12 protein-coding genes, 1 pseudogene and 2 other annotated features are annotated in these 15,374 nt (G+C 37.7%); of the genes and pseudogenes, 9 read left to right on the top strand and 4 right to left on the bottom strand.

What is annotated here, in order from left to right; all coding sequences use genetic code 11:
* Positions 1 to 39: 39 nt before the first annotated feature.
* Positions 40 to 256 (top strand) — a binding site (T-box leader).
* A gap of 71 nt (positions 257 to 327) precedes the next feature.
* The 3 genes from ileS (at position 328) to QSJ81_RS11790 (ending at position 5,360) form a co-directional block, all read left to right on the top strand.
* Positions 328 to 3,429 carry an isoleucine--tRNA ligase gene (gene ileS / locus QSJ81_RS11800; protein WP_285717587.1) on the top strand — a complete coding sequence of 1,034 codons (3,102 nt, stop codon included), beginning with the start codon at positions 328 to 330 and terminating at the stop codon, positions 3,427 to 3,429.
* A 242-nt stretch (positions 3,430 to 3,671) separates the two neighbouring features.
* Entirely contained in the window at positions 3,672 to 4,796 is a 1,125-nt protein-coding gene (locus QSJ81_RS11795; RefSeq protein ID WP_285717586.1) for a peptidoglycan recognition protein family protein, read from the top strand.
* A 21-nt stretch (positions 4,797 to 4,817) separates the two neighbouring features.
* Positions 4,818 to 5,360: a guanylate kinase gene (locus QSJ81_RS11790; protein ID WP_285717585.1), complete on the top strand. Its 543-nt coding sequence runs from the start codon at positions 4,818 to 4,820 to the stop codon at positions 5,358 to 5,360.
* Here the strand turns inward: QSJ81_RS11790 and QSJ81_RS11785 are convergent.
* Complete coding sequence (locus QSJ81_RS11785; RefSeq protein WP_285717584.1) at positions 5,343 to 5,540, bottom strand: hypothetical protein; 198 nt, start codon at positions 5,538 to 5,540, stop codon at positions 5,343 to 5,345. The genes QSJ81_RS11790 and QSJ81_RS11785 overlap by 18 nt on opposite strands.
* Before the next feature lie 599 nt (positions 5,541 to 6,139).
* On the opposite strand from QSJ81_RS11785, the gene QSJ81_RS11780 reads away from it, so the two are divergent.
* Complete coding sequence (locus QSJ81_RS11780; protein ID WP_285717583.1) at positions 6,140 to 6,406, top strand: hypothetical protein; 267 nt, start codon at positions 6,140 to 6,142, stop codon at positions 6,404 to 6,406.
* A gap of 946 nt (positions 6,407 to 7,352) precedes the next feature.
* Entirely contained in the window at positions 7,353 to 7,559 is a 207-nt protein-coding gene (locus tag QSJ81_RS11775; protein WP_285717582.1) for a hypothetical protein, read from the top strand.
* A 394-nt stretch (positions 7,560 to 7,953) separates the two neighbouring features.
* Here QSJ81_RS11775 and QSJ81_RS11770 read toward each other — a convergent pair whose 3' ends face one another.
* Positions 7,954 to 8,100, bottom strand: a complete 147-nt coding sequence (locus QSJ81_RS11770; protein WP_285717581.1) for a hypothetical protein — start codon at positions 8,098 to 8,100, stop codon at positions 7,954 to 7,956.
* A gap of 289 nt (positions 8,101 to 8,389) precedes the next feature.
* Positions 8,390 to 8,616: a binding site (T-box leader), on the top strand.
* 69 nt (positions 8,617 to 8,685) lie between these two features.
* Between QSJ81_RS11770 and QSJ81_RS11765 the strand changes: the two are divergent.
* The 4 genes and pseudogenes from QSJ81_RS11765 to QSJ81_RS11750 form a co-directional block, all read left to right on the top strand.
* A pseudogene (locus QSJ81_RS11765) lies at positions 8,686 to 10,332 on the top strand (2-isopropylmalate synthase); the annotation flags it as partial.
* A 108-nt stretch (positions 10,333 to 10,440) separates the two neighbouring features.
* Positions 10,441 to 10,674, top strand: a complete 234-nt coding sequence (locus tag QSJ81_RS11760) for a helix-turn-helix domain-containing protein (protein ID WP_285717770.1) — start codon at positions 10,441 to 10,443, stop codon at positions 10,672 to 10,674.
* Positions 10,675 to 10,895: 221 nt separating this feature from the next.
* Entirely contained in the window at positions 10,896 to 12,314 is a 1,419-nt protein-coding gene (locus tag QSJ81_RS11755; RefSeq protein WP_285717580.1) for a purine-cytosine permease family protein, read from the top strand.
* 612 nt (positions 12,315 to 12,926) lie between these two features.
* Positions 12,927 to 13,457: a hypothetical protein gene (locus QSJ81_RS11750; protein WP_285717579.1), complete on the top strand. Its 531-nt coding sequence runs from the start codon at positions 12,927 to 12,929 to the stop codon at positions 13,455 to 13,457.
* Positions 13,458 to 13,540: 83 nt separating this feature from the next.
* On the opposite strand, the gene QSJ81_RS11745 is transcribed toward QSJ81_RS11750, so the two are convergent.
* Together QSJ81_RS11745 and QSJ81_RS11740 are read right to left on the bottom strand one after the other, a co-directional pair.
* The gene (locus QSJ81_RS11745; RefSeq protein WP_285717578.1) at positions 13,541 to 13,684 is read right to left on the bottom strand and encodes an Ada metal-binding domain-containing protein; all 144 of its coding nucleotides are present in this window, start codon (positions 13,682 to 13,684) and stop codon (positions 13,541 to 13,543) included.
* A gap of 113 nt (positions 13,685 to 13,797) precedes the next feature.
* Positions 13,798 to 14,994 carry a methyl-accepting chemotaxis protein gene (locus tag QSJ81_RS11740; protein WP_285717577.1) on the bottom strand — a complete coding sequence of 399 codons (1,197 nt, stop codon included), beginning with the start codon at positions 14,992 to 14,994 and terminating at the stop codon, positions 13,798 to 13,800.
* Positions 14,995 to 15,374: the final 380 nt, after the last annotated feature.

The following is a 15,374-nucleotide window of genomic DNA, read 5'->3' as shown; positions in this document are numbered from 1 at the left end:
AAGCAGGGCGTATACTGTTGGTAAATTAATAGAAGTATTTAAAAAGCGATGATCGGGAAGAGTATTCATGATTTTACATACACAGAGAGTAGGGATTGCTGAGAACCTATGATGATAATCTGAAGAAAATCACCTGAGAGCTGATGGCTGAAATTAGAGTAGGTCAATTCGTATTTCTGCGTTAAAGGATAAGGTATGTTAGTACCTGAATGATGTGTTAAAGGTGGTATAACGAATGTAAAACTTCGTCCTGGACAGGATGAAGTTTTTTTGTTTTTAGTGAAGGGATAGAATGGTGAAGGCTATCGAGAAAAAGGAGTTTTTAACATGTATAAAAAAGTTGATTCCAAAAATAATTTCGTAGTAATGGAAAAATCCATTCTTGAAAAATGGAAAGAGAAAGATATTATAAAAAGAAATTTTCAAATGAATGAAGGTAGTGAATATTTTACCTTTTACGACGGCCCTCCTACAGCCAATGGTGCACCTCATATTGGTCATGTCGTTACTCGAGTGATTAAAGATCTTATCCCTCGTTATAAAGTTATGAAAGGATATCATGTTTTACGCAAAGCGGGTTGGGATACGCACGGTCTGCCTGTTGAACTTGAGGTAGAGAAAGCTCTTGGTATATCTGGAAAACCGCAAATTGAAAAATATGGTGTTGAAAACTTTATAAAAAAGTGCAAAGATAGCGTGTTTACCTATGCAACCCAGTGGAAGGATATGTCCGAACGGGTAGCTTACTGGATTGATATGGATAATCCTTATGTTACCTATCAAAATGAATATATTGAATCGGTATGGTGGTCGTTGAAACAGCTCTGGGATAAGGACTTGTTATATAAAGGTCATAAAATTGTTCCTTACTGTCCGCGTTGCGGGACCGCTCTATCATCTCATGAGGTTGCCCAAGGTTATAAAGATGTGAAGGATAGCTCTGCTTATGTTAAATTTAAACTAAAGGGTAAAGATACCTACATTCTGGTATGGACGACAACACCATGGACCTTGCCAAGTAATGTAGCTCTTGCAGTAAATCGAAAATATGATTATGTGGAAATCATCAATCAGGAAGAGCATTTGATCATTGCCCAAGATCTGCTTAGCAGGATTGATGGTGAGTATGAGGTAGTAAGAGTATTTAAGGGAGAAGAGCTTCTTGAACAGGAGTACGAACCAATGTTCTCTTTTGTCACTCCTGAGAAAAAAGCCTATTATATTGTTCATGGTGATTTTGTAACTCTCAGTGATGGTTCAGGTGTAGTTCACATAGCACCTGCTTATGGAGAAGATGATAATCGTGTAGGGCAGAAATATGATCTGCCGTTGATAAATTTGGTTGATGTGCAGGGGAATTTTGTGAAAGAGGTCACCCCCTGGCAGGGGATGTTTGTTAAAAAAGCAGATGAAAAAATTATTGAAGTTATGAAGGGAAAAAATATCCTTTATAAAACAGAGAAATATCTTCATTCGTACCCATTCTGCTGGCGCTGTGACACACCTCTTTTATATTATCCGAGGGATTCTTGGTTCGTAAAAATGTCCTCCCTACGAGAAAATCTCTTAGAAAATAATGATAAAATCAATTGGTATCCTGATAATATTAAGAAAGGTCGATTTGGTAATTTTCTGGATAATGTGATTGATTGGGGACTAAGTCGGGAACGTTATTGGGGCACCCCTTTACCAATCTGGGAATGCGAATGCGGGCATAGGGAATGTATCGGAAGCCTTGCCGAATTAAAGGAAAAGGCAATCCAAATGCCGGGAGATATTGAACTTCATAAGCCCTACATTGATAAGGTATCACTACAATGTCCTAAGTGTGTAAAAAAAATGCAAAGAGTTAGCGAGGTAATTGATTGCTGGTATGATTCCGGCTCCATGCCCTTTGCTCAATATCATTATCCTTTTGAGAATAAGGAGTTGTTTGAGAAGAACTTTCCTGCCCAGTTTATATCGGAAGCGGTTGATCAGACAAGAGGATGGTTTTACACTCTTCTCGCTATATCTACTGCCATATTTGATAAGAGTCCTTTTGAAAATTGTATCGTTCTTGGGCATGTGCTCGATAAAAACGGTATTAAAATGTCAAAGCATAAAGGGAATGTCTTAAATCCATTTACGGTTCTGGAGAATCAAGGAGCTGATGCCTTAAGATGGTATTTTTATACTGCTAGTGCTCCTTGGCTGCCATCCAGGTTTTATGAAGATGCGGTGATTGAAGCCCAACGTAAATTTTTAAATACTTTATGGAATGTATATTCTTTCTACGTGTTGTATGCACAGATCGATCAGTTTGATCCGACTACGTATCATGGGAGACAAAGCAGCCATGTCATGGATAAGTGGATTATCTCTAAGCTTAATACCATGATTCATAAGGTTGGGGAAGATCTGGATGCTTATGATATAACTGGAGCAGCAGAGCTTATCGGAGAATTTACTGATGAGTTGTCAAACTGGTATGTGAGGAGAAATAGAACCAGATATTGGGTTATGGAGATGACAGATGATAAGATCGATGCGTATCTTACCTTACACAATGTGCTGAAAAATCTAGTAATCGTGGCTGCTCCTTTCGTTCCTTTTATAACAGAAGAGATTTATCAAAACCTTGTAGTAGGTCTTGATGTAAAAGCACCGGAGAGTGTGCATCTGTGCAGGTGGCCTGAATATGATGAAAAGCTTGTCGATAGGCAACTGGAAAAAGAAATGGAGCTAACTTACAAGATTTGTGGTCTAGGAAGAAGTGCGAGAAATGTGGCCAATATTAAAAATAGGCAGCCTCTTTCCAAAATGTTGCTAAGTACTAAGACACTACCTGATTATTATATTGATATTATTAAAGAAGAACTAAATATAAAATCCGTAGAAGTGAACGCTAATATGTCTGATTATGTAAGTTATATCGTAAAACCAAATTCCCCAGTATTAGGGAAAACTCATGGTAAGTTTATACCAGCCATCAGAAAAGCTATTTCGGAGATGGATCAAATGGCGTTAGCATTGAAAATTTCAAATAACGAGGCCATTACAGTAGAAATGGATGGTACTCTCATAGAATTTAACTCTACCAATTTGTTGGTAACAATGAATGGACTCGAAGGTTTCGCCTTTGCTGGAGAAGGTGATGTTGGTGTTGTTCTTGATACCCATATCTCTGAAAGTCTAAAAGTTGAAGGATATGCTAGAGAAATCATTAGCAAAATCCAAAATATGAGAAAAGATAGTTCTTTTGAAGTAATGGATAAGATTAAAATCTATATGACAGGAAATGTTCTTCTTCAAGATGTTGCGACTCAATACAAGGACTACATTATGAGTGAAACCCTAGCGGTAGAAATTGTGTTTAATGAAGTAAGAGAGTATACAGATGTATTAATTAATGGTGAACCATTGAAATTAGCTGTTGCCAGTCAATAGGATTGACAGTTTTAAAAAGCAACCAATACCACTCATGGAGAAAATGTGAGTCGTATTGGTTGCTTTTGTATATCTGAATTTATAAGTTGTTAGTAGTCAGATAAAAAATGTATTTTGCTTGTATAATTGCAGGGAAAGAGAGTATTTAAGACTAATAAGAAAAAGAAGTAGCTTAATCATAGCAATATGACATCTGTTAAAAATCAAATTGCAGTATGTAAATTTTTTAAGGAGATGACATTGTGATAATTAAACAAATACGATTATTCAAGCAGTCCTGCTTGATATTTTTTCTAGCTTGTGTATTGACCCTTACTCTAGCATCCAGTGTTTCTGCTGAAATTGGAAGTAGCAAAAGCCAAATCGAGCAAAGGTACGGTGATTATTCTTTAGTCCAAGATGGGGTTAATCGGATCTGGACACAAAGTGAATGGAAATCAACGTTAAATAGTAGTGCTAAGGCTTATGGTTACATGACCACAGTGGGAGAGATGAATGCAACGGTTTGGTTTGAATATAATGCACAAAATCGAGTTGTAAAAGAAACTCAAATAATGGATGGTAACATTAAGGTTAGGGACTTTCAAAACTATTTTGGCGAACTGTACACCAACATGATTGCAGCGGATAGCACTGCATTCGTGAATAGTACCTTTCCAGAAGTAAGGATGATTGTTCGAAAATCGGATAGCAAATATAACTTAATTCGTTTTTTCATAGACAACTCAAAAGACAATACCAAAATAAATATGCATTCAAAAATCCACGGTTTTGAAATTACAGAGATTGCTCCTGGTGATGCCAAAAATTATCTTAAGAAGAGTCGGTTCAATCGAATAACATCAAATCTTAACGAACAACAATCAAGCCGAGATGATAATTGGCTAAAAACGGATAATTATTTTCAACCGGAGCTTTTCTTTTCTGAAAATTTGTTGCCGCGGAAGAAAACAGATATGATAGTAATTCACCATACTGCTATAGAAGATATGTCAGTATCTGATATCCACGAGTTACATCTAAAAAAAGGTTGGGCAGGTATTGCCTATCATAAAGTGATTCTGCCTGATGGTACTGTCGAGAATGGCCGTCCGGAAAATTTAATAGGAGCTCATGCTCTGGGAGCTAATCCACATAGCATCGGTATCGTATTAGTCGGTAATTTTGAAAGTAAGTCCCCTACTGTTGTACAGATGGATGCGCTAGTGAAATTGACTCTCGAACTAATGCGAAAATACCATATCCCATTAGAAAATATCATGCCCCATAGAGAAGTGACCCAGGGAACGACATGCCCAGGAGTATTTTTCCCATGGCAAGAGTTTATTCAGAGGATTAAACTAAATACGAGTAAGACCTTAATGTAATTAATAAAAACAGAGGTTATTATGATTAATATTGTTGCTTTTATTGGCCCTAGTGGAGTTGGGAAAACTACACTGCAACGGTCTTTAGGATTAAATCCAATCATCACTTGGACTTCACGATTACCACGAAGGGGAGAGAACAGTGGAGTTGAGTATCACTTTGCCACTAGAGAGGAAATAATGCAGATGCATCGTGATGGAAAATTATTAGAATACACAGAGTATAAAGGAAATCTATATGCAACGTCATTAGAGTCAATTCGTAGGCTGATAGAATTTGGGGAAATTGGTTCAATCGTTGTTGATTGTAATGGCGCTCTGAAATTAAAAAGTACATATTCGACTAATACTTTGTTTTTAGGTGTTTTTGCAACCTTAGAAGAATGCATTACTCGGCTTTCTTCAAGAGGTGAAAATGATGATATGAGACTTCTGACTTATCACGAAGAAATAAACGTAATGCAACATTTGGCTGACATTACAATTAATAACTCCCAATCAAATTGGCATAGGCAAGTGAATACAATACAACTAATTTTAAAAGGATTACAGCATTTCGAATAATCCATTTACAAGTAAGTTGTGTAAAAGTTCTTTTAACCTGCGGATGCGATTATGGAACTGATGGTCGTTTAATCCAAAGTTTTTATTTGTGGATAAAACGCAGACCATTCCACCATAGAGTATAAACGGGGTAATAAAGGATAAGGCTGCTAGTACCTTATCCAAAATGACAAAATCCATGAATTATTTACCTCCAAAAAAATCAAGATAGAACATCTTATGCTGGAGCAATAAAATAATTCCTATTAAATTTCTGGTGGAAATATTATAACTCAGAAAAAAGAGCAGCTTGGGCTGCTCTTGCTCTTTAGCCTTGTTTGTTCCAAAGAATCATTTGTCTGTTTCTGATCACCAATGCCACTACCAACAATATTGTTTACGAATGCAATAATTAAATTCACAACAAATCTACAAGAAGTTGGGTATGGGAGGAAGAAGATATGCGCAGACAGGTAAAACCGTAACCACATTCAATGTAGCTAAATACTGGCTTTGGTGAGAATAAGCGCACTGATTTTGTGTCTGTTATTTTATGGATAAAATTGGAAAAAACATGTGGTAATAATCTTACTAAGAGACGTCGTATCTTGGTATAAGGATGCCTCAAATTCGTGATTACGAGAAAGATGGGCAGAAAAGTAGGAGCGCTGACGTAGTAGTTTAGAACGTTGAGTTCTTGGATAATAAGCAGATCACCCTAGCGTAAGCGGATATGAAATGAGCTCCTTTGGTACTGAGGTATTTCTGAAGAGGAGATTCTAATTTAGGGAGGGATGGTTATGTGGCCATGTGTATATTGTGGTCGGTTAACGAGTGACGTGGAGAATGTCTGCTCTCATTGTCAGCGGCGCAAGGAAAAAAACGCTGCAGTTAGCCCAGAGTTACGTAGCCAGAAGGAGAAGGCTATCAAGATGGCTTTGCAATATCAAAAACCATTTCGTGTAATTAAAAATCAGCGTGGTGAGATGCTAGTTTTTCCAGTTTCGGTACCAGTGCAAGAAGGTACGTTGGTGCTGTATGAGACGGAGGTAGAGATAGAAATATGAGATGCGAATTGTGAAATAACATTGATTCTAAAAGGATCAAGATTCCTACAAAGTTGATTGGCTAGACATAAAAAAACAAGACCAGCACCGTTAGTGGTCTTGTTTCATGAAGGAGTATACAGGCTCTGCTTTTGCAGTCACCTGTAGGGAGATACAATGTGTACACAGCACTATTATTGCCGCTTATGGCAATAATTATACTTGGAGTCGATAAGTGACATTCTGCAATCAATTTTTGAGTAGTATTGTCCAGGTAATGCAATTCGGCAAGTAGCTGAGTTCTGTGAGGGGATTCGAGAGCTGAATTACGATATGATATGAGAAAATGTGTTTGGGCGGGAATGAAGATTGTAATTAACCGGTGGGAATAGATATATTTATTAAAGATAAAAAAATAGCCCTCCTAAGGAGAGCTTAATGACCTTTAAATATCTTGCAGATTAACCATATAATCACGACAGTTGCGACCGGAGTAACCATGAGTAGGATTGAGTTTTGGATGAATTCAATAACCAATATAATCTCCCCCTGTACCCATTGTATTCATAGCGGCCACCACACAGAACACTAGGATAATCATCATATGAAGATGGTAGGAGAGAGGTCATATTGGGGAGGGTGGGATAAGGGAAATCCAGCAATGAGTGCTGGCAGAAGGTCATTTGAATAGTATATTCTTTAGCTTTGCCACTTACTGGCTGGGCTTTAATCTTTTTGCGAATTAATTCATCAAGACTTTTTTGATGGTCATTCTCAAAATACATTATAGTTATTGAAGTAATTTTATTAGGGGAAATACCTTTCATCGCTAGATTACGAATCGATTATATAGTTCAATCTTCAGGAAAAATAAAAGTAAAGATATCACTATAGTTGGAGCCTTTTTCACTTAAATTACATATTATATATAGAATAACTTGTAAAAGAGGTGAAGAAATGAACGATTTTGATTGTGATTGTAAAAAGTGTCATAAGTGTCATCATGATTGGCATGAGTGTGAGTGTGAGTGTGAGTGCCCTAAATGTCATCATAAATGTCACAAAGATTGTCATAAGTGCCCCAAGTGTCATCATGATTGGCACCATGACTCTTGCGACTCCTGCGACTCCTGCGACTCCTGCGACTCTTGTGACTCTTGTGACTGTTGATTGATATGTACTTTTGACTAAAATACTATTATTAAGCATCCTTCGGGGTGCTTTTTATTATGTCTACCTATAAAGGTAATTTGAATGTAAAAGATATAATAGATTTAACTATGGAATTTTTTATGAAACAACGGGGTCAGCGGACGTAAAAAAATTCACTGACCTTGTTTTTTTAGCTTTTCAACATAAATATAAAAAGCTAACAGCTTAATCTGTTAGCTCTAAAACAGTCTGTAATGATACGATACAGTCAATATAGGGCGCTACGACCTTTGCTCATCAGAGTACGATAAGGAAGCTAACCAAAGAATTGCTAAAGATGCCGCAATGATTGTCTTGGCGCACTCTGGTCTCGAAATAAGAAACCCCAGCAAAGGGCTGGGGTTTTTGAGTAGGATTCAGTCCATAAATTCTTTCATTAACATTTTAGCACCAAACCAAACCATAGCACTTGCTACAACAACTTTGGCGGTGGTTGGCATGTCCATGTCAGGCATCATGTCCATATTCATCATCTTACGCATCGCTCTTTTAGTGTGATACATAAATATGATCACCTCCTCAAGAATAGTTTGTACTTATTATCTTCCTAAAAAACGATGTAAGATTAACCAAAAAACAGGGCATACACCTATCTTATACTGCAATACGGCGAAAAATTAAGAAAAAACGTGCCCTTTTTTCGCTTTATTTTATGATTAATACAAAATAATTAAATAAGATCAAGAAAACTGATTAAATTTATCACTACGCAATGTGGAAGATATATGGTACTATCCAATTAGGGATTAGAAGTGGATTACATCATTAGATAATTTAATAGTTTATTCCATATGAAAGGCAATGAAAAGGAATAGTATCCACAAATTGATTTCAGAAAGCTGTTGGATGATGCGAAACAGTATAAGAAATGTGGTGAACTCGCCTTGGAGCTTCTGGCTGAAATATAGTAGGTCATGACGGAAGTCCTCCGTTATCGGGATAGGCATTAGTAGTGCCATGAGCGTATGTTGATCATGAAATAGAGTGGTACCGCGGGAGCTTTGTCTTTCGTCTCTATAATTCGTTGTTATGGATTATAGGACGGAAGATTTTTTTATGCTACATGCGGTGAAAGAAGGGAGGATATTATGAAGAATTTTGAAAAATACGAAAGGGCATATTTTATGCCACCCCAAGTATCTTATGACTGGGTTAGGAAAGATCATATCGATAAACCCCCAATCTGGTGCAGCGTTGATTTAAGAGACGGAAATCAAGCACTTATCGAACCAATGAGCTTGGAGGAAAAAATAGTTTTTTTTCAGATGCTAGTGGATATTGGGTTCAAGGAAATTGAGGTGGGTTTTCCAGCGGCATCAGACACAGAATATAATTTCTTAAGGGCATTAATAGAGAGAAACATGATACCTGAAGATGTAACCATTCAAGTACTAACACAAGCTCGGGAACATATCATAAAAAAAACATTTGAAGCTGTTAAGGGCGCACCCCACGCTGTAATTCATTTATATAATTCAACATCTGTTGCACAGAGGGAGCAGGTGTTTAGAAAGAGTAAGCAAGAAATCAAGCAGATTGCTGTTAGTGGAGCAGAATTATTAAAGAAATTAGCAGAAGAGACAACCGGTAATTTTTCATTTCAGTACAGCCCAGAGAGTTTTCCTGGAACGGAAGTGGATTATGCACTAGAAATATGTAATGCGGTGCTGGATGTATGGAAACCCACTCCTGATAAAAAAGCAATTGTGAATCTGCCAACAACGGTAGAAAATGCAATGCCCCACGTATTTGCAAGTCAAGTGGAGTTTATGAGTAAGAATTTGAAATACAGGAATTCCGTTATTTTGTGTTTGCATCCCCACAATGATAGGGGCTGCGGTGTTTGTGATGCCGAACTGGGAATGCTTGCGGGCGCTGATCGAATTGAAGGGACCTTATTTGGAAACGGAGAGAGAACAGGAAATGTTGATATTATTACATTGGCAATGAACCTATTTTCACATGGTGTTGATCCTAAACTTGACTTTAGCAATATGCCAGAAATATGCCAGAAATATGAAAATTTAACTCGAATGCAAGTGCATGTTCGCCAACCATATGCAGGCGAACTAGTATTTACCGCTTTCTCTGGATCCCATCAAGATGCAATTGCTAAGGGGATGAATTACAAAACAGAAAAGAAAACTGATATATGGTCAGTTCCGTACCTTCCTATTGACCCTAAGGATGTTGGGAGGGAATATGATTCAGATGTCATCAGAATTAATAGTCAGTCAGGGAAAGGTGGTATTAGTTACATACTGGAAGGAAATTATGGACTGTCCATTCCTGCTAAAATGAAAGAAGACGTGGGTTACACAGTTAAAGGTGTCTCTGATAGGGAACATAAAGAATTATCACCGCAGTGGGTATATCACATATTTGAAGATAAATATGTGAATAATACTCCGTATTTCCACATAGAAGAATTTCGCTTTAAACAAATAGAGGGCATTATAGCACAAGTTATCATAAATCATAACGGAAAGGTTAGAACGATTATCGGAAATGGAAATGGGCGCTTGGATGCTGTCAGCAATGCGATTAAACAATATTTTGACATCCATTATGAATTAGCCATTTATGAAGAACATGCACTTTCAAAAGGTTCGTCCTCTAAGGCGGTTTCCTATGTTGGAGTTAGCTGCAACAACAAATTATTCTGGGGTGTTGGAGTTGATGATGACATTATTACATCTTCGATTAATGCCCTTGTAGTAGCTGTCAATCAATTAGACGAAATACAGGCGGAAGATAAATGCAGGGATGAAAGAATTAATGAAATCATAAATTACATCCAAACGAATTACTTGACTGTTACGTTAGAGGAACTTTCAAAACAAATGCATCTGTCGGTTCCCTATCTATCGAAATATATCAAAGAAAAATCTGGGGGAACATTTGGTGAAATCGTTAGAAATATCCGGATGAAAAAGGCTTGTACTTTTTTGAATAATGGAAGTATGACAGTTGAAAAGATTGCTGATCGCGTAGGTTATCAGAACGTGGAACATTTCAATCGATTATTTAAGAAAAAATATGGACTGACGCCAGTTCAGTTTCGCAACAAGAAGTAGGTATAGTAAGGATAGACTGCAGTGGGTCAATGACTTGCTCGTTCAATTGAGTTATTTATCGTAAAGAAATTCACCATTTGACCTGATACACACAGCCGGTGAAAAACTAAGAAAGACACAGCTTATCCATTAATGGAGCAGAGCTGTGTTTTTTTGTTATCGTAATCATATTTTTTACATATTGTATTTAATGATTGATAGTTTATAAAAAAGGAGTGGAAATGGTGGACCAAGCAAAAGATTGTTTGATTGAAATACGTTCTATTGACATGATTCCTGATCATGAAAGACATGGCACTCCATTTAGTCAGTTCACACTCTGGTTCGGCGCAAATATGCAGATTACTTCTGTGGTGGACGGCGCCTTGGCTGTAGTCTTTGGAGCTGACGCTCTTTGGGCTTTCATTGGACTACTCATCGGTAATATCATAGGAGGTGCTGTAATGGCCCTTCATTCTGCGCAAGGACCGCGCTTGGGTTTACCACAGATGATCTCTAGTCGCGCTCAGTTTGGCGTTATCGGTGCTATTATACCCCTTGTTTTAGTTGTAATTATGTACCTAGGTTTTGCTTCAACCGGCACAGTACTTTCCGGGCAGGCTGTAAATGGTATCCTTGGCATCGAAACTCCAGCTGTAGGTATAATAATCTTCGGAAGCCTCACAGCGCTGCTGTCGATTCTTGGGTACAAATATATCCATGCTCTGGGTAGGATCGCTACCATTACAGGTATCCTCGGCTTCACTTATCTTACGGTCATGGCATTCAGCAAATTTCCTGTAGCTTCTTTATTTGGGGTTAAACCTTTCGAATTGACTACCTTCCTGTTGGCCATTTCCCTCTCAGCAGGATGGCAACTCACCTTCGGTCCTTACGTTGCAGACTACAGCCGTTATCTGCCACGCAGCACTTCTCAGTCGGCCACATTCTGGAATACCTTTATGGGAAGCGTCATTGGCACCCAATGGGCGATGACTCTTGGCGTCATCATTAGCGCCGCCAGCCTTGCGGGGTACGGCGGTAATTTCCTGAAAAATCAGGTGGGTTATTTAGGGGAACTAGGTGGAATCGGAATTGTTTCCACCTTAATCTACATGGTCATAGTCATCGGCAAATTAACCGTCAATACGCTTAATGCCTATGGTTCTTTCATGTCCATGCTGACAATTACTACTGCTCTTAATGGTAAAAAAAGTGCTACGACAACTCAACGAACTTTGTTCATTATGGGAATGATTATAGCATCGGTTTTTATTGCCATCTTAGCCAGCAAAGACTTTCTCAATCTTTTCAAGAATTTCGTCTTGGTACTGCTCATGGTTTTCACACCGTGGAGTGTTATTAATCTCGTTGATTTTTATTGGCTCTCAAAAGAAAAAATTGATGTTCCGGCCTTATATGATCCTAATGGACGTTACGGCAAATGGAACGTACCTGCCATTATCACCTATTTTATCGGTGTACTGATACAAATCCCCTTTCTAGCTCAAGCCATGTACACAGGCCCCATTACTAAGATGCTAGGAGGTACTGACATTTCCTGGATTGTTGGATTAATTGCAACTTCTCTCATATATTATCCATGGGCAATACGTTTCAATGTAGCCCCTGCGGATATGATCTACCCTGAAGAATCTTGATAGTTGCAGAAAAGACAGATCTATTAATAGCTGTCCAGGATTATTGATGAAATTAACACAGTCATTCCAAACCTTTTCATCTAACCAATCTGCAGCTAAATTCTTTGCCAAGCATTTTCCCATGTATTTGCCTCTGTAGGATGTTTTCCCATTACATACATTATTACCCCTGAAAAACCAGTCCCAAGAAGTTTAAGCCATATTCATGGAGTAGTATTTTGTGCTACATCACCGGGATTTCTGTAGGGATTATGTGTGAAACTCTATGGCGAAGATCTATTAGTAGAGCTGGGAGCAAGAGAGAGAGCCTGCACAAACTTTGTCTTTAGAAATTTTAGGATTTAAAAGAGCCCGTAATGATCTACTCTATAACCAAAACCGTTCATTACATGCCTACGACAACCACAGCATATACAACTGACACTGGCCTTTGCCTGATTGCCACAACTGAGCCGATTGCTAACTAAATTTAAATATATATATCATCTATCTATATATTTAGATGGATGTATCTATTGAAGTTTTATATTATGATAAGATAATTAAACCTTCTTCACATTTGTGTGTAATGTTACACTTCATGCATTAAACAATTAGAAAGGATGTACAAATATGAAAAAATCATTAGTTATCAAACTAGGCGCACTTTTAACGATTGCTTTTTTAAGCAATATGGCTTTCTTACCAGCTACTTGCTCTGCAAAATATTTGAATAGCAATTTCAGAGCAACGTCAGAACAAACCTATAAAGGATGGCCTATTGACTGGTGGGTAACCTATTTTATTCAAGAATTTGACAAAACGGCTCCTGGCCATGGAATGGATTGGCTTCATGGTAATTCAAAGCAAAACTGTGGGCCGAGTATTACAGATTGGGTACCAGATGCGATAGATAAAGGTTGGGTTGTTAGATCACTACCTAGCTATGCTAAAGTAGGTGCTCTTGCAATAACCGTCAATGACAGTTCACATTTTGCAAGAGCTTGGATTGTAAGAGAAGTATACACTTGGGGTTTTAAAGGAACTTATATTGACAAAGACGGTGAGCCTAGTGAACAAAAAATTTCCTATAGTTGGTTAGCAAATCCAGGAGATGGTTTTAACTTTAAAGGCTATATTTATCCTGAACGTGTTCCTAAATAAGCTTTTTAAATATAAAATAAAGACACAGCCTATCCATTAATGGAACAGTGCTGTGTCTTTTCTATTAAAAGCAATTATCAACTTTACGGCCTACAAACCTTACAAGGCACAACCCCCGCATTAATGGCCTCGTCCCTACTATCATAAAATACCTTGTGATTTTGGGAAATCATATTCACATATCGACAGCCAGCATAATTAAACTTACCTGTATTAGAGTTGGCCACATACGCGTTATCAGATTGTGGGGTAGAAAGTGCAATTTAAGGATTTCTGCCTGATGAGTAGGGCCGGGAGAGGAAAAGGTTAGTCGCCGACCAGAGCGATAGGATACAACTATTTATACATTTACGGTGGTGTTCAATTTGCTAGCAATTTGAACAATGGTTTCAGCTATTGCAATATTTTGGGCTGCACTGTGTGATTGTTCTCTTGTGATTTCGATTAATCCTTTGGTAGAGCCGCTACTTTTAACCATTTTATTTTTTACGGTACTTACAGAATCTAATATTTCATAACCAGTTGAAGCAAGTTCAGAAGTATTTGCAGCTACTTGATGTATTTGCCCTCTAAGTTGTTCTACTAAAGAGGATATATGTTTAAAGAAGTCACCTGAACGTATAATGACTTCATTGCCTCGTTCTACTTCTGCGGCACCTTGGAGCATCAATTGAATAGTCTCCCCAGTTTTAGATTGAATTTTACTCACAATCAAGGTTATCTTCTGAGCAGCAGACTGTGATTGTTCAGCCAACTTACGTACCTCTTCCGCAACCACTGCAAAGCCTCGTCCGTGTTCACCTGCGCGGGCTGCTTCTATGGCTGCATTCAATGCCAATAGATTCGTCTGCCTAGAAATCGCAGTAATGACTTCCACAATCTCACCAATTTGTTCTGAATTATTCCCTAATTCTTGTACCGTTTTAGCTGATTGTTTCACTGCATTATTGATTACCATCATTTGTTGGGTAGCCGATAGTACTGCTTGATTCCCAGCTGAAGCACTTGACATTGTTACTTCGAATTTTTCTGAAGCTTCTGCCATAGCAACAAATATGTTATCAATGATTTCTGCCATTTTTTCTGCAATTGTCATGGCCTGAGCAACTACAAGGATTTGCGAATCTGTGTCATTTGATATTTGGTTAGCATTGGTAACTACTTGTCGATTTGTCTGTAATGAGCAGTCCATACTTAACAAAAGTTTTTCGCTTATAGCATCTAATTGAAGAGAGTATTCTATAAGTGATGCCTTGATTTCTTGCCCCGCATCCGAGAATACTTTATTTTCAACAATTGTTGGTATTGTGTTTTCTTTTGTAGTTCTTTGCTGATACAAAACGACCAACATAAGTATCGTTAATAGTAAAACAAAACCACTTAATACGCTGGATGTGAAAGATGCAAAAATATTAATGCCATGGGTCACTATTATTATTATTAAGTAGGCTGACAATAGCCATTGATGCCGTTTATTATCGGCAAGGAAAGACGATTTTCTGATTGTATAATGTTCTTCAGATTGATATTGTGACATGATGTAATACCTCCATACTCTTATTCTTTGACATAAATCTCTGAAAGAGGGCATATGGAAATTTTGCTCCTTCTTCTATTACTATATTTCCATAATAATGCAACTTTTGTGCCAAATATAATATACGCCGTAAAAACAGGCAGTACTAACTGGGTCACTAGGAAAAAGCGCCATCATTGATATTGTAGTGTCGGCGCTTTCATCATTTTAGTATTTGTAGTTAAATGGCAGATGCGTGGTTTTTCTATATTTTTCGGTAGTGGAATTTCTGACAGCTGGTGCAGAATATAAAAGATACGCTAAGATTATCTTTGGATCTGTTGAAAATAAAAAAATACACTTATCGTCTATCTACTATACACATCATCTAATTATTATAG

Source organism: Pelosinus sp. IPA-1 (genome assembly GCF_030269905.1).
In the GTDB taxonomy this organism is placed as follows: Bacteria; Bacillota; Negativicutes; order DSM-13327; family DSM-13327; genus Pelosinus.
This window is presented reverse-complemented; position numbering and strand designations above follow the sequence as displayed.